The organism is Citrobacter sp. TBCP-5362, from assembly GCF_005406305.1.
Lineage (GTDB): Bacteria > Pseudomonadota > Gammaproteobacteria > Enterobacterales > Enterobacteriaceae > Citrobacter_B > Citrobacter_B koseri.
The window spans coordinates 2,006,548-2,025,125 of sequence record NZ_CP040234.1; the positions used below are offsets into that span (position 1 = coordinate 2,006,548).

General features: G+C 52.2%; 17 protein-coding genes. 12 read left to right on the forward strand and 5 right to left on the reverse strand.

Features of this window, described 5'->3' with window-relative positions:
* The first annotated feature begins 25 nt into the window (after positions 1 to 25).
* The 3 genes from FD428_RS09690 to FD428_RS09700 all read left to right on the forward strand — a co-directional run bounded on the left by FD428_RS09690 (position 26) and on the right by FD428_RS09700 (position 2,165).
* Positions 26 to 958 (forward strand): fimbrial protein, encoded by a 933-nt coding sequence (locus tag FD428_RS09690; protein WP_114847811.1) that lies wholly within the window; start codon positions 26 to 28, stop codon positions 956 to 958.
* A gap of 14 nt (positions 959 to 972) precedes the next feature.
* Positions 973 to 1,488 carry a fimbrial protein gene (locus FD428_RS09695; RefSeq protein WP_114847812.1) on the forward strand — a complete coding sequence of 172 codons (516 nt, stop codon included), beginning with the start codon at positions 973 to 975 and terminating at the stop codon, positions 1,486 to 1,488.
* A gap of 251 nt (positions 1,489 to 1,739) precedes the next feature.
* Positions 1,740 to 2,165 carry a LuxR C-terminal-related transcriptional regulator gene (locus FD428_RS09700; protein WP_162790478.1) on the forward strand — a complete coding sequence of 142 codons (426 nt, stop codon included), beginning with the start codon at positions 1,740 to 1,742 and terminating at the stop codon, positions 2,163 to 2,165.
* A gap of 31 nt (positions 2,166 to 2,196) precedes the next feature.
* On the opposite strand, the gene FD428_RS09705 is transcribed toward FD428_RS09700, so the two are convergent.
* Both FD428_RS09705 and FD428_RS09710 read right to left on the reverse strand, forming a co-directional pair.
* Entirely contained in the window at positions 2,197 to 3,099 is a 903-nt protein-coding gene (locus tag FD428_RS09705) for a LysR family transcriptional regulator (RefSeq protein ID WP_024130280.1), read from the reverse strand.
* A 201-nt stretch (positions 3,100 to 3,300) separates the two neighbouring features.
* Positions 3,301 to 5,589 carry an FdhF/YdeP family oxidoreductase gene (locus FD428_RS09710; RefSeq protein WP_114847814.1) on the reverse strand — a complete coding sequence of 763 codons (2,289 nt, stop codon included), beginning with the start codon at positions 5,587 to 5,589 and terminating at the stop codon, positions 3,301 to 3,303.
* Positions 5,590 to 6,150: 561 nt separating this feature from the next.
* Between FD428_RS09710 and FD428_RS09715 the strand changes: the two genes are divergently transcribed.
* From FD428_RS09715 to moaA, 4 genes are all read left to right on the forward strand, one after another.
* The gene (locus tag FD428_RS09715) at positions 6,151 to 7,557 is read left to right on the forward strand and encodes a cytochrome ubiquinol oxidase subunit I (protein WP_047463330.1); all 1,407 of its coding nucleotides are present in this window, start codon (positions 6,151 to 6,153) and stop codon (positions 7,555 to 7,557) included.
* 1 nt (position 7,558) lies between these two features.
* Positions 7,559 to 8,569 (forward strand): cytochrome d ubiquinol oxidase subunit II, encoded by a 1,011-nt coding sequence (cydB, locus tag FD428_RS09720; RefSeq protein ID WP_047463333.1) that lies wholly within the window; start codon positions 7,559 to 7,561, stop codon positions 8,567 to 8,569.
* On the forward strand, positions 8,569 to 8,742 hold the full coding sequence (locus FD428_RS09725) for a DUF2474 domain-containing protein (RefSeq protein WP_072271878.1): 174 nt from the start codon (positions 8,569 to 8,571) through the stop codon (positions 8,740 to 8,742). Before cydB ends, FD428_RS09725 begins: the two co-directional genes overlap by 1 nt.
* A gap of 76 nt (positions 8,743 to 8,818) precedes the next feature.
* Positions 8,819 to 9,805: a GTP 3',8-cyclase MoaA gene (gene moaA / locus FD428_RS09730; protein WP_114847815.1), complete on the forward strand. Its 987-nt coding sequence runs from the start codon at positions 8,819 to 8,821 to the stop codon at positions 9,803 to 9,805.
* Positions 9,806 to 9,817: 12 nt separating this feature from the next.
* On the opposite strand, the gene FD428_RS09735 is transcribed toward moaA, so the two are convergent.
* The gene (locus tag FD428_RS09735; RefSeq protein WP_024130281.1) at positions 9,818 to 10,735 is read right to left on the reverse strand and encodes a bestrophin family protein; all 918 of its coding nucleotides are present in this window, start codon (positions 10,733 to 10,735) and stop codon (positions 9,818 to 9,820) included.
* A gap of 325 nt (positions 10,736 to 11,060) precedes the next feature.
* Between FD428_RS09735 and FD428_RS09740 the strand changes: the two genes are divergently transcribed.
* The gene (locus FD428_RS09740; protein ID WP_114847816.1) at positions 11,061 to 12,140 is read left to right on the forward strand and encodes a trans-acting enoyl reductase family protein; all 1,080 of its coding nucleotides are present in this window, start codon (positions 11,061 to 11,063) and stop codon (positions 12,138 to 12,140) included.
* A 40-nt stretch (positions 12,141 to 12,180) separates the two neighbouring features.
* On the opposite strand, the gene FD428_RS09745 is transcribed toward FD428_RS09740, so the two are convergent.
* Together FD428_RS09745 and FD428_RS09750 are read right to left on the reverse strand one after the other, a co-directional pair.
* A complete protein-coding gene (locus FD428_RS09745; protein ID WP_114847817.1) occupies positions 12,181 to 13,158 on the reverse strand; it encodes an NAD(P)H-quinone oxidoreductase in 978 nt (325 codons plus the stop codon).
* 56 nt (positions 13,159 to 13,214) lie between these two features.
* A complete protein-coding gene (locus FD428_RS09750) occupies positions 13,215 to 14,168 on the reverse strand; it encodes an NAD-dependent epimerase/dehydratase family protein (protein WP_112002028.1) in 954 nt (317 codons plus the stop codon).
* Positions 14,169 to 14,417: 249 nt separating this feature from the next.
* Between FD428_RS09750 and FD428_RS09755 the strand changes: the two genes are divergently transcribed.
* From FD428_RS09755 to FD428_RS09770, 4 genes are all read left to right on the forward strand, one after another.
* On the forward strand, positions 14,418 to 15,209 hold the full coding sequence (locus tag FD428_RS09755) for a PhzF family phenazine biosynthesis protein (RefSeq protein ID WP_114847818.1): 792 nt from the start codon (positions 14,418 to 14,420) through the stop codon (positions 15,207 to 15,209).
* A gap of 231 nt (positions 15,210 to 15,440) precedes the next feature.
* The gene (locus tag FD428_RS09760; RefSeq protein ID WP_205208647.1) at positions 15,441 to 16,475 is read left to right on the forward strand and encodes a LacI family DNA-binding transcriptional regulator; all 1,035 of its coding nucleotides are present in this window, start codon (positions 15,441 to 15,443) and stop codon (positions 16,473 to 16,475) included.
* A gap of 98 nt (positions 16,476 to 16,573) precedes the next feature.
* On the forward strand, positions 16,574 to 16,984 hold the full coding sequence (locus FD428_RS09765) for a GFA family protein (protein ID WP_104868583.1): 411 nt from the start codon (positions 16,574 to 16,576) through the stop codon (positions 16,982 to 16,984).
* A 137-nt stretch (positions 16,985 to 17,121) separates the two neighbouring features.
* Complete coding sequence (locus FD428_RS09770) at positions 17,122 to 18,498, forward strand: NAD-dependent succinate-semialdehyde dehydrogenase (protein WP_114847819.1); 1,377 nt, start codon at positions 17,122 to 17,124, stop codon at positions 18,496 to 18,498.
* The last annotated feature ends 80 nt before the right edge of the window (positions 18,499 to 18,578 follow it).

Sequence of the window (18,578 nt, forward strand, 5' to 3'; positions counted from 1 at the left end):
GCTGACCTCTCGTGAGAATCTGACAATGAAACGAACTTATCTCTTATTCAGTTTACTGATGCTTTTTTCAGGGTTCAGCGTTGCCGATGACTGTACCGTGAATACGACATTATTTAATACCGTCTCAATGGGGAATATTGTCGTGCAGCGAGATGCGCCGGTAGGGGCAGAAATCGCCCGCGCCAGGGTCTCCGGGTATGCCAAACTGTTGGTCACGGCGCCTGGCGGTGCCGTCTATTGCAACGGTGCTTATGCGATCAATTACCTGTCAGCGACGCCTTCGCCGATAAATCATGTTTACAACACCAATCTGAAGGGGGTGGGAATCAGGCTATCCATTCCCGCAGGGGATTTTGTGCTGCCGTCAAATGGCGCCAGCTATATCTATAACCTCGGTAACTATGACGTGATGCTGATTAAAACAGCAACGATCCAATCGGGATATTTGACGCCGGGAGTGGTTGCACAGGGATGGTTTGGTACGCCGGATCATTCTTTTATGCAGATTTCAATGGGCGCCGATACCCAGGTGACGGCGCTCGCATGTTCGTTTTCCAGCCAGATTCTTAATTTTCAGCTCGGTGATATTAATGCCGCCGAGTTCACCGGCCAGCCCGGAGCCGTGCTGTCGCACAGCGATACGCAAAATCTGGGGCTGAACTGCGATCCGGGGGCGAATATCAATGTTGAACTGGCGGGAACGCAAAACCCTGACGCGCCGGCTGACGCCAGCGTTCTGGCGCTGACCGGGCAGGGTGGCCCCGAAACGGCAGGCGGCGTGGGAGTCCAGATAGTTTATAACGATGTGCCGCTGCAACTGAATAACCGCATCGTATTGAAAAAATCCGCAGGCGGGCAGGAGACATTTCCGCTGGTGGCGCGTTATTACCAGACCAAAAGCCAGGTGAAGCCGGGCAGCGCGAATGCCACCGCCACGTTGAATATTACCTACCAATAACCCAAGGAAAAAGTATGCCTGGAAGAAAACGCTGGCTGCTGGCCCTGATGCTTACTGGTCAGGTATGGGGTCAGGGCGATCCGATCGCATTAAACATCAAAGGGAATGTGAAAGCCGCGCCGTGTCAGGTGAGCAGCGACAGCATCACTAAAACCGTTGATTTAACGGCAGGGAGTCCGGTAACGGCCTCATCAATGTATACCGCAGGGTCAACGACGCCGTGGGTAAGTTTTGATTTCAGCATTGAACATTGCCCGGAAGGCACAACCGGCGTGATGATTCAGTTTAACGGCAACGCTGATGACATGCATCGCGATGATATGTATCGCAATCTGGGAACCGCTACCCCTGTCGCGATACAGTTGCAGGCGGCGGACGGCCGACCGCTGGGCGACGGTCAGGTTCTGACCAGTGAAATTGTCGCACAGCGTTACACCTGGAATTTACGCGCCCGGCTCTACAGTGAACAGGGGCAGGTCTCACCGGGAACCATTGATTCGGTTGTGACGGTTTCATTGAGCTATCAGTAATTATTACCCGGAGCCGCGTATACATGAATATTGTCATCAGATGTCAGGATCGTTTTTATCAATACGGATTGCGCGCGTTACTGTGCGAAATATTTCCACCGAACCTGAATCAGACCACGCTCACCTTTAACGACTATGACCACGCAAACGCCGCCTGTGCCGATATCTTAATTCTGATGCTGCACCCCGGTGAACAGTATATTTGTCATGCTGAAATGCGATTTCGTGCGCCACGCCTGATGATTGGCCTGGTGGATAAAAAACATATTCCTGCGCGAGGAGAAATTCCCTCCTGTATAGAAAACATCGTGTTTATTCCGCTCAATGCAAGCGTCAGTAAGATCAGTAAAGTGATTAAGCAGCATTGGTTTTCTTTACAGCAGGCAAAAACGCCCCATGCCGTACACCACTGCGGGTATTGCCCGCATAAGACGCTTACCGGGCAACAAAACCAGCTCGCTGCCTTTCTTTATGCGGGGATGACGTCAAAGCAGATTGCTTACAAAATGGCGATCGGTCAGAAAACGGTGCTGGCGCATCGAAACGCGTTAATGACGAAATTCCGCTTAAGAACCGATCGTGAATTATTACTGTTTTTAAATGCCGTAAAGGAAAAAAACCGGCACAGAAACGGCATGTGCGAATCCTGCAATGATGACGATGGATGGCTTGTGTAAGCAATCCACGCAAAGGCGCGGATTGCGGGTATTACGAATGCTGTGGGTTGTGGGCGGCGTAGATGTCGCGCGCGTCCGTAAAGCAGCGCAGCGCGAGCGAGGAAACCGGCGCTTGCTTACGCATGATCAGGCCGACAGGGGCTTCAATGTTGGAATTGACGACCGGCGTAATATGGAAATTACTGTTTAAATTCTCCAGCCCATTATTGAGCGGCATAATGGCGCAACATATGCCACGCTGCACGGCCTGAATAATCTGGAATGTCGAATCGCTTTCGAAAATATGCTTAGGCGAGATTCCGGCTGATTTAAAACTCATATCCATGTGCTCTCTGTAATGCATACCTTTGGTCAGAAAACCCAGCGGGAAATTAATGAGATCGTTCCAGGAGAGGCTCTCATTTTCTATTTTAAAATGGCGCGTGTCGTGCAGCAGACCCATCCGGGTTTTCGCTAACGGGATAACATCAAACGGACTAACATCAATGTTATTCAGATAACATATTCCCAGCTCCAGCTGGTTGCTGTTTACGCCTTCGGCAATTTGCTCCGAGGTCATGGAATAGAGACTAAATTGCAGTTCCGGGTATTTGGGGGTTAATTCGCGAATAAACAGCATAGGATCGACGCTGGCGAGCGGCACCATACCCAGACGGAGCACGCCGACAACCTGTCCTTTGCAGAGCGCGGCCTCGGCCTGTAAGCCATCGTGCGCGGCCAGCAGGGATTTTGCCCATGCCAGAATACGTTCGCCTTCCGGGGTAAAGCCTTCAAAGCGTTGCCCGCGAACGATAAGCACCAGACCAAGTTCCTCCTCCAGATTGCGAATGCGCATGGAGAGGGTGGGTTGCGTGATATTACACTGCGATGCGGCCTTACCAAAGTGACGGGTCTGATCCAGCGCGATTAAATATTTGAGTTGTTTTATGTCCATCATTCATCTCTTCGGCAGACGGTCTGTTGGGGGCAAAGAAGAGGCTCCGGCAGCCGTTTGCGCTACGACATGGGTTCACATTATTGCATGAATGTATAAATTTTGTAACCGAATTGCGGCGTAACAATACCGTTTCTGCGCGTCAGTGGCTGAAAAATAAATCCCCTTATTCAGCAGAACGCCATGAATAAGGGGCGAATTTTACAGCGCGCGAATTTCTTTTGAACGCAAGGTGATATTTACCGGTACGGATTTATAAGAAGGCGTACCGCTCTCTTTATCAATATAATTGAGCGGAACCAGAACATTGGCCTCAGGATAATAGGCGCCGACAGAACCTGCCGCAATGCTGTAGGCCACGACGGTGATATCTTCCAGGCAGAGATCGCTGTCAGGCAGGGCCGTTCGGATATCGACGCGATCGCCATGTTCAAGCCCTAACTGCTCCATATCGCCTTCGTTCATAAAGATAATGTCACGACGGCCAAATACGCCGCGATAACGATCGTCCATCGCGTAAATGGTGGTGTTGTACTGATCGTGACTTCGCAGGGTAATCAGACGCAGCGTATTTTCACCTTCGCCGGTCACGTTCTCGTTAACGCCGTGGAATACGGAGAACATGGCTTTGCCCGTCGATGTCGGCCAGACGCGTTCGGTTGGCGGCAGCGGCATACGGAAACCGCCAGGCACCCGGATACGATCGTTGTAATTGTCGAAACCGGTAATGGTTTGTTCAATCAGTTCGCGGATGAGATCGTAATCAGCAACCAGCTCCATCCAGCCGATTTTGCTGTTTGTCAGCGTGGCTTTCGCCATTCCGGCAATAATGGCAGGTTCCGAACGCAATAACGGCGACGCTGGTTTCAGTTTGCCGGAGGAGGCATGCACCATCGACATAGAATCTTCTACCGTGATGGATTGTCTGCCGGTGCGCTGAATATCCAGTTCGGTGCGTCCGAGGCAGGGGAAGATGAACGTCTCTTTCCCGACCAGCAGATGCGTTCGGTTCAGTTTGGTGCCGATGTGGACGCTCAAGTCCAGCCCGTTCATAGCCGGGAACCCCTGTTCGTGATCGGGCATTGCCACGGCAAAGTTACCGCCCAGGCAGATCAGCGCCCTGGCGCGCCCGTCGATCATGGCCTGCGTCGCCTGTACGGCGTCGTGTCCGTGTTTCGACGGGGGAACAAACCCGAAAACGTCGCTCAACCGTTCGAGGAATTCTGGCGCCGGTTTCTCGGTAATGCCGACGGTGCGGTTCCCCTGAACGTTGGAGTGTCCGCGAAGCGGGCAAATACCTGCGCCGGGTTTGCCAATATTGCCGCGCATTAACAGCAGGTCGGCAATCAGACGCACGTTCGCCGTCCCTTTGTTATGCTGGGTAATGCCCATGCCATAGGTGATGATGGTGGCGTTGGATCTGGCGTAGGCTTCCGCGACTTTTTCCAGTTGCTCACGGTTTAAACCTGATTCGCGCTCAATGGATTCCCAGGAGGTTGCGGCAATATCTGCGGCAAAATCGTCAAAGCCCAGCGTATGGGCGGCGATAAACTCGCGATCCAGAACATCGCCACTCTCGGCTTCCAGCTGCAACACATGTTTGGCAATGCCTTTCAGCGCGGCGGCATCGCCGCCAGCCCTGACCTGGAAATAGGTTGAGGCGATGTCGGTTGAGCTGTAGGTCGCCATTTCGATGATGCTCTGCGGGTCGGCAAAGCGTTCCAGCGCTCTTTCTCGCAGCGGGTTAAAGACGATAATCGGCACGTCGCGGCGCGCAAGCTCGTGAAGCGTCCCCATCATACGGGGATGGTTTGTCCCTGGGTTATGGCCGATGGCGATCACCAGTTCCGTCTTTTCAAAATCATCCAGCGATACGGTTCCTTTACCGATGCCAATTGAGCGCGGCAGGCCTACGCTGGTGGCTTCGTGGCACATATTGGAACAGTCGGGAAAATTGTTGCTGCCGTATTCGCGCGCAAAAAGCTGGAACAGATATGCCGCTTCGTTGGAGGCGCGACCGGACGTGTAAAATTCCACCTGTTCAGGGGAGAGACCGCGAAGCACTTCGCCGATGCGGGCAAAGGCCTGTTCCCATTCGACAGGGCGAAATGTGTCGCTTTCTTTGTGATAGGCCAGAGGATGAGTCAGGCGACCATACCCTTCAAGTTCGAAATCTGTTTTCTCCAGCAGCGCGCTGACGGTATTTTTGGCCAGAAACGCCGGTGTGACGCGCTTGCTTGTCGCTTCCCACGTTACGGCCTTCGCACCGTTTTCGCAAAACTGAAACGTTGATTTATGTTCTTTATCCGGCCATGCGCATCCTGGGCAGTCAAAGCCGTCTGGCTGATTTGTGCGTAACAGGGTAACGGGTGCTTCAAGCGCGTCCATTTGTGTACGAACGGCAATGGCCGTTGCTTTTAACGCGCCCCAGCCGCCAGCAGGACCGTCATAGTGTCTGACTCCGGGAACTGAACGTCTTTTCTTATTCATATGAACTCCTGACTATTCTGGTCACATTGGCATCCTGAAATAGCTACATAACAGGTAGGGTTATTCCAGTGTATTTAACAATTACGTTTAGCGGCTGCGCGTTATATAAATAAAAGCCAGCCGGACAAATATCCATTTGAAAAGCCATTAACCTTATTTAAAAAATGGGTAATGGTGATGGTTAATAAATACAAACAGTTGTCTCTACACGGGAGATAACAGCAACATCTTTTATTATTCGTTATATAAAATTTTATATAACAGATGGTAGAACCCAGTTAATTCGCGGGGTTTGCCCGGATTATGCGGCGTCTGTGCTGTCGATTTAAAGAAATTATAACAGGATTTTATCATTATCATAATAAATGTTATCTATCACTTATTAAATTTAACCTATTTGAACTTTTTGAATAATTGTTTGAGAATAATTAAATACGCCGAAAATTATTAGATTCACCTGCTCTGAAATATTCAGAAAATCGCTATTAATCAAAGAAAAAGGCTGGAAATGAAAGCGTTGTACAAAATAAATCAGTCAATGTCGACTCCGTGGGGGGAATTATGTTTGGAATAGATGCTTTTCACCTTGCGAGGATACAATTTGCCTTTACCGTATCTTTTCACATTCTTTTTCCCGCAATAACAATTGGCCTGGCAAGTTTTCTCGCCGTCCTTGAAGGGCTATGGCTCAAAACCAAAAATGAAACGTATCGCGACCTTTATCACTTTTGGTCAAAGATCTTTGCCGTCAATTTTGGGATGGGGGTGGTCTCAGGCCTAGTCATGGCTTACCAGTTCGGGACTAACTGGAGCGGCTTTTCACAATTTGCCGGAAGTATCACCGGTCCGTTGCTGACGTATGAAGTTCTGACGGCATTCTTCCTTGAAGCGGGCTTTCTGGGCGTGATGCTGTTCGGCTGGAAGCGCGTCGGGCCGGGGCTGCATTTCTTCGCGACCTGTATGGTTGCGCTGGGAACCTTGTTTTCAACGTTCTGGATCCTCTCTTCCAATAGCTGGATGCAAACGCCGCAGGGTTACGCGATTGAGAATGGCGTTGTCGTGCCGGTGGACTGGATGGCCATCGTCTTTAACCCGTCGTTCCCGTACCGTTTATTGCATATGTCCACGGCGGCGTTTCTGGCGAGCGCGTTCTTCGTCGGCGCCTCGGCGGCCTGGCATTTGCTGAAAGGAAACGACACGCCCGCGATCAGAAAGATGTTTTCGATGGCGTTGTGGATGGCGCTGTTTGTCGCACCGGTTCAGGCGGTGATTGGCGATGCGCACGGTCTCAATACGCTGGAACATCAGCCGGCGAAAATTGCGGCGATTGAAGGGCACTGGGAAAACCCGCCAGGCGAAGCCACGCCGTTGGTTCTGTTTGGCGTACCGGATATGGATGCGGAAAAAACGAAGTACAGCCTTGAAATCCCTTATCTGGGAAGCCTGATTCTGACGCACAGCCTCGACAAACAAGTGCCCGCGCTGAAGTCGTTCCCGAAAGAGGATCGCCCGAACTCAACCATCATTTTCTGGTCGTTCAGGATAATGGCGGGGCTGGGGATGCTGATGATCCTGACCGGGGTGGCGAGCGCGTGGCTGCGCTGGCGTGGCCGGTTGTATCAGTGTCGTCCTTTCCTGTGGTTCGTATTCTGCATGGGGCCATCGGGGTTAATCGCTATTCTGGCGGGCTGGTTTACCACCGAGATTGGCCGCCAGCCGTGGGTAGTCTACGGTTTGCAGCGCACGCGTGATGCTGTTTCCGCACACGGCGACATGCACATGTCCGTCAGCCTGCTGGCGTTCATCCTCGTCTATTCGTCCGTCTTTGGGGTGGGCTACCTCTACCTGGTGCGGCTGATCAAAAAGGGGCCAGTGCGCGAACATGCGCATGATATCGCTCAGGGGGGTACGCCAGCGCGTCCGTTATCGGCGGTGAGCGAACCCATGAACACACGCAGGGGAGAATAAAATGGGCATCGACCTGTCAATAATCTGGTTCGTCATCATTGTCTTCGCAACGTTGATGTACATCGTGATGGACGGCTTTGATCTGGGGATCGGCATTCTTTTTCCGTTCAATAAGAACGAGAAAGAGCGCGACATGATGATGAATACCGTGGCCCCCGTCTGGGATGGCAATGAAACCTGGATGGTGCTGGGCGGCGCGGCGTTATATGGCGCGTTTCCGTTGGCTTATGCGGTGATTGTCGATGCGCTCAGCGTGCCGTTAACCGCCATGCTGCTGGGGCTGATTTTCCGGGGCGTGGCGTTTGAATTTCGCTTTAAAGCGACGCCGGAACACCGTCCGCTTTGGGATAAAGCCTTTATCGGCGGTTCTGTGCTGGCAACCTTCAGCCAGGGCGTCGCCGTGGGAACGCTGGTTAACGGCTTGCAGGTAACCGGACGGGCGTTCAGCGGCTCGACGATGGACTGGCTGGCGCCTTTCCCGCTGTTCTGCGGCGTGGGGCTGGTGGTGGCCTATGCGTTACTGGGCTGCACCTGGCTTATCATGAAAACGGAAGGCCCGCTGCACCGAAGCATGTCGGAGAAGGCGATTATCCTGACGCTGCTGCTGCTGGCGATCATCGTCATTATCAGCCTGTGGACGCCGTTGACGCATCCGGCGATTGCTCAACGCTGGTTCAGCCTGCCAGAGATCATCTGGTTTGCGCCTGTCCCGCTGTTAGTGCTGGTTTGCTGCTGGGGAATTGTGCGTTCCGCCTATAACCGCAAAGCGAGCTATGGGCCGTTTATGCTGACCCTTGGACTGATTTTCCTGGGATTCAGCGGGCTGGGCATCAGCATCTGGCCCAATATCATTCCGCCGTCGATCTCTATCTGGCAGGCCGCGTCACCGCCGCAAAGCCAGGGCTTTATGCTGGTGGGGGGGCTACTGATTATCCCGGTAATTCTGATGTACACCTGCTGGAGTTACTACGTCTTTCGCGGAAAAATTAATCCTGATGAGGGGTATCATTAATGGCTTCACTATCAGACACAGAGCACGCTAAACCTGCGGATACCGCCCCACGCGCCTGGTGGAAAAGGGTGGGCTGGATGGTCATCATCTGGGCGGCAAGCGTTATGGCGCTGGCCGTCGTCGCATCCGGGTTTAAGCTGCTGATGCTGGCGGCGGGGATGAAAACCCACTAACAACACGTCTTACTTCCTGTCTCAGGCCACATCAGCGTGATGTGGCCTGCCTGTTCGTTGTCTCCCGAGGTTATCTATGCAACCGCTTATGGACTCATGGCAGCGTAAATTCACCTATTTACGTCTGTCCGTTACCGATGTGTGCAATTTTCGTTGTACCTACTGTCTGCCGGACGGGTACAAACCCGGTGGCGTGAGCAACAAGTCATTCTTGTCGGTGGATGAAGTTCGCCGCGTCATCCGCGCGTTCTCCGCGCTGGGTACGGAAAAAGTCCGTCTTACCGGCGGGGAACCCTCCTTGCGCCGCGACTTTATCGATATTATCGCGGCGGTGCGTGAAAATGCGGCGATTCGCCAGATTGCGATAACGACCAATGGCTATCGCCTGGCGCGTGACGTCGCACGCTGGCGTGAGGCCGGATTAACCGCCATCAACGTCAGCGTGGACAGTCTGGACGCTCGCCAGTTTTATGCCATCACCGGGCAGGATAAATTTCAGGAAGTGATGAACGGTATTGATGCGGCGTTTGCCGCCGGTTTTGAAAAGGTCAAAGTGAATACGGTTCTGATGCGCGATGTGAATCATCATCAACTGGATACGTTTCTGGCCTGGATTAAGCCTCGCCGCATTCAGTTGCGCTTTATCGAACTGATGGAAACGGGTGAGGGCAGCGAGCTGTTTCAACGCCATCATATTTCGGGCGTGGTGCTGCGTGATGAACTGCTGCGACGCGGCTGGGTGCGCCAGATTCGCCAGCGCAGTGATGGCCCGGCACAGGTCTTTTGCCACCCGGACTTTGCAGGCGAAATCGGCCTGATCATGCCCTATGAAAAAACGTTCTGCGCCAGTTGCAACCGGCTGCGCGTCTCTTCCATCGGCAAACTGCATTTATGTCTTTTTGGTGATGGCGGGGTCGACTTACGAGACGTGCTGCAAGACGATACGCAGCAGGATGCCCTTAAGATGCGTATTGCCGATGCGCTGACGCATAAAAAACAGACGCATTTTTTACATCAGGGGAACACCGGCATTACGCAAAACCTGTCGTACATTGGTGGGTAGCGGGCAATGGACTCAGGTCAGATTGAAGTAGCGATCGGGCTGATGCGGCTCCGGCAGGGGCTGTTGCCCGGTCATCTCTTTCAGATTGCGCTCAATGGTGTTGCAAATCGCGTTGAGCGGTAAATCGTTAGCCGATGTGCCAAAGGGATCTTCAAGTTCTTCCGCCAGGGAATCCCAGGATAAAAAGGTATAGGAAATAAAAACGGACACGAATGGCGTCATGTAATGCAGGTCGCCAACCAGCGCAAAAGGAAGAAGGGTACAAAAAAGATAAACGGTTCGCTGGAGTATTAATGTATAAGCAAACGGCACCGGGGTATTTGCAATTCGTTCACAGCCGCCAATAACGTGGGCGATTTCATCTATTTTATTATCGATGAGGCCAAATGTAATATCGCTCAGCTTGCCTTGTTCACGCAATGCTGCCATTTCATCGCCGATCAATAATAATATCCGGTTGGTTTTCATCGGGCTGAACATGACCTGGGTAAGAATATGTCGGGGCAGAATTCGGTACATATCATATCCGGCGTCGGTTTTACGTAATTCATGTTTCAGGCTCCAGCAAAGGGCAATCAGATAACCTGAAATTCTTTTATGTAGCTCAACGTCATTCGGCAACAAATTTTTTAACTGACGGATGATGGAACGCTCGGCAATCAGTAAGGTTCCCCACAGTCCCCGTGCCTCAACGAAACGGCTGTAGCTGGCGCTGTTGCGAAAGCCAAGAAAGATAGCGATTGCGATCCCCAGCAGGCTAAAAGGGGCAACGGTTAAGTGGATGCCCAGTTGCTCATACCATTGATAAATGATAATTGCGATAGCTGACATGACAAGGTTTAAAAATAACCGAAATGTTATTTTTGACAATACCGAGCCATGCCAATCAAATAATCGAAAAAACCAATGTTGCTCTGGTCTGATAATCATGACTGACGATTTCTCTGAAGATGTAATGAGAAGGATTCAACGAAGGGTGAATGCGATAGAAACTATTTTAATCGTTATCTTGCCGTCTGACAATCAATGACGAATAAAAATAAGGCGGAATAAAAGTAATGGTATTGGCTTTATCATTCGCTGGTGAATTTAATCATTACGTTATGTCTGTTGGCTTAGATTTGAACTGTCACCGTTATGGCACAACCAATGTACATGCAACGTGAAGTATGACGGGTATATTGACCTTGAAGTTAACTTTAAGGTTATGCTGTGACGTAAGCCGGGCAATTTATTTATTAAAGGGGTTAATGCAATGAATGAGCAACATTCCCATCCAGAATTTCCGCGCTGGATGATCTATGGCGCGAACGGTTACACCGGAGAAATGATTGCCCGTGAGGCCGTACGGCGAGGATTCAGGCCAGTTCTGGCGGGGCGCAGGCAAGAAACGGTAGACTCTTTGGCTCGCAATCTCGGGCTTGAGGCTCACGCCTTCGCCCTTGATAACCCGGCTGAACTGCTCAGACAGCTTGAAGGGTGTGCTCTGGTATTAAATTGTGCGGGGCCGTTCTCCGCCACTGCGGCGCCTTTGATGGAGGCCTGCCTGCAAACCCGAACTCATTATCTTGATATTACAGGGGAGATAGACGTGTTCGAGGCGGCACAACTGCTGAATACCCGTGCCCGGGATGCCGGTGTTGTATTGTGCCCCGGCGTCGGGTTTGACGTTATTCCTACGGACTGCGTGGCGGCCGCCCTGAAGGAGGCCCTGCCGGATGCGATCCGCCTTAACCTGGGATTCGATTCACGCTCTGTTTTTTCTCCGGGTACGGCGAAAACGGCGATCGAGGGGCTGGCGCAGGGCGGAAAAATTCGGCGAGGAGGGAAGATCATTACCGTGCCGCTTGCTTATGAAGTTCGCCGTATTGACTTCGGCGATGGCGAGAAGGACGCGATGACAATCCCCTGGGGGGACGTGTCCACGGCGTATTACACGACAGGTATTCCAGACATTCAGGTCTTTGTGCCGGGTTCGACGCGCATGATTTCCCAGGCCCGGAGAGCAAACTACATCAGACCATTGCTGCGACTGGCATGGGTGCAGAAGCTCCTCAAGGCTTATATATCCCGAACGGTGAAAGGCCCCGGAGAAATGAAACGTGAACAGACGCCCTCTTTTGTGTGGGGAGAGGCCATCAACGCCCGTGGCGACAAAAAAACTGCCCGTATCCGTACACCGAATGGTTATACCCTGACCATTATGGGGGCGTTAGCGGTGGTTGAGCACCTGATGATGAACCGGATTGCAGGAGGGGCCTACACGCCGGCAACGTTAATGGGCGCAAATCTGATAACCCGGTTACCAGGGGCTGGCCCGTTGAGGATTGTATAATTGTGCAGGGCGGGACAGGGGATGCTCCCGCCCTTTGCGCTTATTCAAGGGTAAGGATAACTTTACCGATATGAGTTCCGGCATCCAGTAATGTATGTGCCTGACGGACATCCTCAAATTTAACTGTCTGGTGAATGACGGGTTTACACTTTCCGGCTTCGATTAAAGGCCATACTTTTTGTATGAGCTGTTGGGCGATTTCTTCCTTTTCAGCAGCGTCCCGGCTCCTCATCGTTGAACCGGTTATCACCGCTCTTTTAAGGACCAGTTCCTGGATATCAAATTCCTTAACCATCCTGCCCCCCATAAATCCAATCAGTACGAGTCGGCCGTCCTTTTTAAGAAGGCGAAGGTTCTTGTTAAAATAAGCGGCGCCGACAATATCAAGAATAACATCAACGCCTTTTCCGTCGGTTCTGCTGAGGATTTCTTCTTCAAAATCATGGGTTTTGTAGTTAATGACTTCCCCATATTGTTGCAGGAACGGAATTTTATCGTCACTTCCGACGGTGCTGAACGCTTTAATATTCATGGCATTACACAACGCCAGCGCGGTCGTCCCTATGCCGCTTGCGCCACCGTGGATCAAAACAACATCCTCTTTTCTCACTTTTCCCAACGAAAAAAGATTGGCCCATACCGTAAAGAATGTTTCCGGAAGCGCTGCTGCTTCTGTAAAACTTAAATTTTGTGGGACAGGCAATACCTGACCTGCCGGAACGGCGCAAAATTCTGCATATCCCCCGCCATTGGTGAGCGCACAGACGCGATCGCCAACTGAAAAGTGAGCAACGTTTTTCCCGATTGAGTGTACGATACCCGCGACTTCCAGCCCGGGAACCGGCGTAACACCCTCTGGCATGGGATATTTTCCCTCTCTCTGCATAATATCCGGGCGATTCACGCCGGCCGCTTTAACTGAGATCAGGACATCGTTCTCGCCACATTCCGGCATTTTTCCCTGGCTTACCTTCAGAACTTCAGGGCCGCCAGCTTCTGTTATCTCAATGAGTTTCATCTGATTCTACCTGTTTAATGTCAGGGGTTGATTAGCGATACCACCTGCGTGGTTGTTTATTTGTCTTTCTTTACGGTGAGCGACGCTTTCCATTCACGGTAAAGGGTTTCCAGTCCCTGACGGTACGTTGTTATCTGAAAGTCCGGGAATCGCCGCTTAAATTTTGATGAATCAAACAGGTTATCATGTTGATAGCGGGGCAGGAGCTCCCGGAGTTCCCGTGGGCCTTTGGAAAAGATACCGGCGGCGAACAAGGCGAATTTGCTCAGGACAGACCATGACGTTTCTTTCCCGAACACGTTACAGGCCAGAGAAACGAACTGCGCATAGGTGAGCCGTTCATCGCAACAGGGCAGGTGCCACGTCTGACCGAAGGCATCAGGGGTGTTGCCAAGACACGCTAAAGCCCGACTGGCATCGGGGGTCCATATGAGCGTACGTAATGTGTCGTCACGTAATGGCACGCGTGGTTTTTTCCCTGCTTTAAGTCTGTCTAAAATTAAGGCATTGGTAAAACTCTGGGTTTTTCCCGGCCCATAAAACTCGGGCGCGCGCCCGATAAGCACAGGGATGTCGCCCCGGCGCATCTCCTCCAGCACCCTGTTTGCCATCAGGGCCCGAACCCGTCCTTTGCGCCCTGACGGCAGGAACGGCGTTTCCTCGGTCTGCAATCTGCTGTCCTGTGGGTACATATAAGTATTGTCAAAATAAACAAAACTTGCCCCCACTGTCCGACACGCGTTCAGCGCGTTTTGCAGCATTATCGGAAACTGCTGTTCCCAGAGGTCGGCATCCGGCGGCAGACCCGCCGCAAAATAGACAATGCGGCTTCCTTTAACCGCTTCCAGTGTCTGACGGGCATCCAGTAAATCAGCGGGCATAAGGCTATCGCTGTCATTTACCTTCTGTGGATTACGGCTTACAAGCCTCAGTTCAGCACTGTAAGAATGCGTTAACTCGCGAGCAAGTTCCCGGGCAATCTGTCCGCTTGCCCCCAGAATCGTTTGCATCTCACTTCCTCTTCGACAATTTCAGACGGGTGTCCCGGCCCATTGGCCTTTTTCAAAGTATAAGTTTAAAGTTCACTTGAAGGTCAATGGGGTGTTGCGACGTTGTTTAAATGTCGTCTGGTATTGGGATACACCGCCAGCAACGGAATGGCGCCGAAGCCGAACATCAAGCGATGAAAAATACGAGATTGCGCGTTGTCGAGGCATGGTAGAGTGTGGGGGCTCAAAGAACGATTCGAGGTTTGCGCTATGCAACAAATTGATTTTTACATGGTTGATGCCTTTAGCTCGGCTACTTTTGGCGGCAATGCCGCAGCCGTGTGTCCACTCACCGAGTGGTTGCCCGATGAGACATTATTGAAAATGTCTAAACAGCATAACCAGTCAGAAACGGCTTTTTTTGTCCCAAATGAAAACGGCTTTGAGTTGCGCTGGTTTACCACTCAGGGGGAAATAAATCTGTGTGGGCATGCCACACTTGCTGCTGCGCACGTCATCTTTGAACATCTTGATTACCCGGGCGCGACTATCCATTTTGATACCCGGTTTGTTGGCCCATTGACAGTAGCACGCAGCGGCGAGTGGTTGACGCTTGATTTTCCTGCCTGGGAAACCGAGCCCGTCGTGCCGCCGTCCTTATTGCTGGAAACGTTGGGCATCACAGAATACAAAGAAGTGCGCGTGGCGCGTGATTACATGGTCGTGCTGGATAATCAACGGCAGGTAGAAGCGCTACGCCCGAACATTAATGCCATGCTCCCTCTGGGAAAAATGGTTTGCATAACCGCGCCCGGCGAAGAGAAATACGATTTTGTCAGCCGTTTCTTTTGCCCGGGAGAGGCCGTAGCGGAAGACCCCGTTACAGGTTCAGCACATAGCATGCTAATTCCGTACTGGGCTGAAAAACTGAAAAAAACGCAGATGCTGGCGCACCAGGGCGCCGAACGTGGCGGCGATTTACGCTGCCAGCGAGTGGGGGATCGAGTCCACATCGGCGGACAGGCAACAACTTATCTGCTGGGTAAGATACTGTTGCGCTAGAACGTCCAGAATGCGGTTCGGAATGGGCTTTCAGGTATAAGGTCTGCTGTACGATTATGGCAGACCTGACGGCGCTTTAGACTGACTGTGTTGTGCCAGGAGGGGACATTGCTAATGTCCGCACGGTACTAATGATGTGGGGACAGGGCATCCTGATAGTTTTAAAAAAGCCAATCTGTTATATTTAATCGAAATCGTTTTCGATAAATCAATCAATTCTGGTGGCATGGGATGAAGCAAAGGATCAATATCGTAAAACTGGCACAGTACCTCGGGTTGTCCGTCTCTACGGTATCCAAGGCGCTGAATGGCCGGGAGGATGTGAGTAAAGCCACGAAGCAACGCGTGCTTGCCGCCGCGTCTGAACTGGGCTTCTCGCCCGATCCGGCGGGACGGCGTTTGCGCAGCGGAACGTCGGAAACCATCGGGTTTGTGCTTTCGTATCCTCAGGCCCACTTTGCACAACCTTTTTTTCTCGATCTAATGGCCGGAATCGACCAGGAACTGGAAAAAACGCCTTATCAGTTGGTTATTGTCACCGGAAGAAGCATTGAATCGGAGATAGACAGCTTCAGACGCCTGGTTGAACAACAGCGTGTTGATGCGGTGATGTTTGGCAGAACGCGTAAAGAGGATGCCAGAATCCAGTTTTTGCAGGATCGCAGCGTGCCATTTGCCACTCTCGGACGAAGTGAAACGGGCAATCCTTTCCCGTTCGTTGATATTGACCGCACTGTTGCCGGGCGAAACGGCACCGCGCGCTTTATCGGCCTGGGGCACCGCCGCATCGGGCTTCTCAATACTCCAGACTACCTCATGCTCAGCCACCACTTGCGGGCAGGCTACATGGCGGCGCTGGATGCCGCAAATCTGTCTTTTGATCCTGCTCTGATCGTTGACGGGGAGCTGTCCGAAACAGGCGGATTAGCGGGTGCCAGAAAGCTGCTGGCGATGAAAAATCCGCCAACGGCGATCATGTGCGGCCACGATTTGATTGCCAGCGGCGCGATGCAGGCCATTGTGGAAACCGGAAAGCGCCCCGGTACCGATGTGGCAATTATTGGCTGCGACAACCACCCGCTCGGACCTTACCTGAATCCGCCGTTAACCACCTTTTCCGCGCCAACCCAGGAAGCGGGCCAGCGAATGGTCCAGCTGCTTCTGGCGCACATGAACGGTAAACCGGTCGAAACACTACAGGAGGTGTGGTCGCCCGAGCTGATCCTGCGCTCCTCGCACGGTAGTGAATTTTTCCAGAAAGCATAACCTGCCAATTTCCCTGCCTTGACGGCCACACGCGGTCAGGGTATTGTCTATTTAATTATCGAAAACGTTTTCGATAAAATTAACAAAGGAGAAAGAACATGACGTTGGTGGAAGGAGGATGCCTGTGTGGTGCCGTCCGCTACAGAATGAAAACACCGCCCCGCTCGGTGGTGGTTTGTCATTGTACCCATTGTCAGAAAGCGAGCGGAAGTGCATTCTCGGTTAACCTTCTGGTGGAAAAAAGTGATTATGAACAGCAGGGAGTAACGGCATGCTTTACCGATACAGGCGACAGCGGACTGCCGTCACACCGCCACTTTTGCCGGGAATGCGGCTCGCCAGTGGTAACCGAAGCGACAAATATGCCCGGCATGTTACTGGTTAAGGCCGGCACGCTCGATAACCCTGGAGAGTTTTCCCCGCAGGCCGAAATTTATACCCGGTATGCTGTTAAATGGCACGCGCCGATCGCGGGTTGTGTACGGTTTGTTCAGGCCCCTGTTGCCTGAACACGATGACTTTATTTTTAATTCTTTTCGAAAACGTTTTCGTTAAGTATGAAACGGACAGGGGAAAATGATGCGGTTTGCCCAGGCTCGCCGTTCCCCTATATTTTCTCTTATGCATTTATCATCAGGAGCCTTTTATGAGCTTTCAAAGTATTAACCCGGCAACAGGTGAATTACTCAAAACTTTCCCGTTGCAGACCGATGCTGAGGTCTTTTCCGCTCTGGAAAAAGCCGACACGCTTTATCGCGACGACTGGCGTTTACGGTCTGTGGCTGAGCGTGCTGCGATTGTCGGCAAGGCGGCAAAAATCCTGCGTGAGAAACGCGATGAGTATGTGACCTACCCGACGCTTGAAATGGGTAAAGTGACGCGCTTTGGCTATATGGAAATTGATTTAGTCGCGGATATTCTCGACTACTATGCCACCAACGGTGAGCGTTTGCTCGCGGCACAGGCCATTCCAGGCGAGCCAGGTGCGACGTTACTCTCCGAACCTATCGGGGTTATCCTGGCGATCGAACCCTGGAACTTCCCTTATTACCAGCTGGTGCGCGTGGCGGCGCCGCAGCTCATCGCCGGTAATGTCGTTATGCTCAAACACGCGGAAAACGTCCCGCAGTGTGCACTGGCGTTCGCACGGTTGTTTGAGGAGGCGGGCGCGCCGGAAGGGGCGTACACCAACCTGTTTTGCAGTATCGATCAGATTGCCAGCCTGATTGACGACTTCCGGGTGCGCGGGGTCGCGCTGACGGGCAGCGAGCGGGCGGGAACGTCCGTTGGCGAACGTGCCGGGAGAAATCTGAAGAAGGTCATTCTTGAGCTGGGCGGTAGCGATCCGGCGATTATTATGCCTGGCGCGTCGCTGGATCATGCTGTAGAGCAGGTTGTGATGGGGCGTACCTGGAACTCGGGGCAGGGTTGCGTCAATATTAAGCGCGTCATTGTGATTGGCCGTGAGCGTGGCGAACGCATGCTGGAGGCTCTCAAAGAGAAGTTTGCGGCAATCAACGTTGGCGATCCTGAGGATGCGTCGACGCTGCTCGGCCCGCTGGTAAGCGAACGTGCGTTGCAGGGGTTGCTGAAACAGATTGAAGAGGCGAAAGCGGCAGGGGCAAACATTGTTTTTGGTGGCAACAGAGTCGACCGTCCGGGTTTCTATCTTGAACCGACCATTATTACGGATATTACTGAGGCTAACCCACTCTATACTCAGGAAGCCTTTGGACCGGTACTCTCTTTTTATGTTGTCGACAGCGAAGAAGAGGCGATTCGTCTGGCAAACGCGACGCCTTACGGCCTGGGCGGTTACGTCTTTGATGCTGATACGAAAAACGCGCAGCGCATTGCGTCGCATATTGACTCCGGGATGGTTTATATCAACTCCTGTTTTGCTGACTCTCCGGGCCTGCCGTTTGGCGGTGTGAAAAACTCCGGTTTCGGGCGCGAGTTATCGGAAATCGGGATGGGGGAATTCCTGAACCGAAAATTAATCCGGGTAACGGAAATCGAATAATAATAAAGCCACCTGAGATACAGGTGGCTTTATTTGTCTATGGAAATAATTTGGGAATCAGCGCGCCCAAATCAGCGAAG

Coding starts and splice junctions, on each gene's coding strand:
- FD428_RS09690 (WP_114847811.1), top strand. CDS start 26: ATGAAACGAACTTATCTCTTATTCAGTTTACTGATGCTTTTTTCAGGG.
- FD428_RS09695 (WP_114847812.1), top strand. CDS start 973: ATGCCTGGAAGAAAACGCTGGCTGCTGGCCCTGATGCTTACTGGTCAG.
- FD428_RS09705 (WP_024130280.1), bottom strand. CDS start 3,099: ATGGACATAAAACAACTCAAATATTTAATCGCGCTGGATCAGACCCGT.
- FD428_RS09710 (WP_114847814.1), bottom strand. CDS start 5,589: ATGAATAAGAAAAGACGTTCAGTTCCCGGAGTCAGACACTATGACGGT.
- FD428_RS09715 (WP_047463330.1), top strand. CDS start 6,151: ATGTTTGGAATAGATGCTTTTCACCTTGCGAGGATACAATTTGCCTTT.
- cydB (WP_047463333.1), top strand. CDS start 7,559: ATGGGCATCGACCTGTCAATAATCTGGTTCGTCATCATTGTCTTCGCA.
- FD428_RS09725 (WP_072271878.1), top strand. CDS start 8,569: ATGGCTTCACTATCAGACACAGAGCACGCTAAACCTGCGGATACCGCC.
- moaA (WP_114847815.1), top strand. CDS start 8,819: ATGCAACCGCTTATGGACTCATGGCAGCGTAAATTCACCTATTTACGT.
- FD428_RS09735 (WP_024130281.1), bottom strand. CDS start 10,735: ATGATTATCAGACCAGAGCAACATTGGTTTTTTCGATTATTTGATTGG.
- FD428_RS09740 (WP_114847816.1), top strand. CDS start 11,061: ATGAATGAGCAACATTCCCATCCAGAATTTCCGCGCTGGATGATCTAT.
- FD428_RS09745 (WP_114847817.1), bottom strand. CDS start 13,158: ATGAAACTCATTGAGATAACAGAAGCTGGCGGCCCTGAAGTTCTGAAG.
- FD428_RS09750 (WP_112002028.1), bottom strand. CDS start 14,168: ATGCAAACGATTCTGGGGGCAAGCGGACAGATTGCCCGGGAACTTGCT.
- FD428_RS09755 (WP_114847818.1), top strand. CDS start 14,418: ATGCAACAAATTGATTTTTACATGGTTGATGCCTTTAGCTCGGCTACT.
- FD428_RS09760 (WP_205208647.1), top strand. CDS start 15,441: ATGAAGCAAAGGATCAATATCGTAAAACTGGCACAGTACCTCGGGTTG.
- FD428_RS09765 (WP_104868583.1), top strand. CDS start 16,574: ATGACGTTGGTGGAAGGAGGATGCCTGTGTGGTGCCGTCCGCTACAGA.
- FD428_RS09770 (WP_114847819.1), top strand. CDS start 17,122: ATGAGCTTTCAAAGTATTAACCCGGCAACAGGTGAATTACTCAAAACT.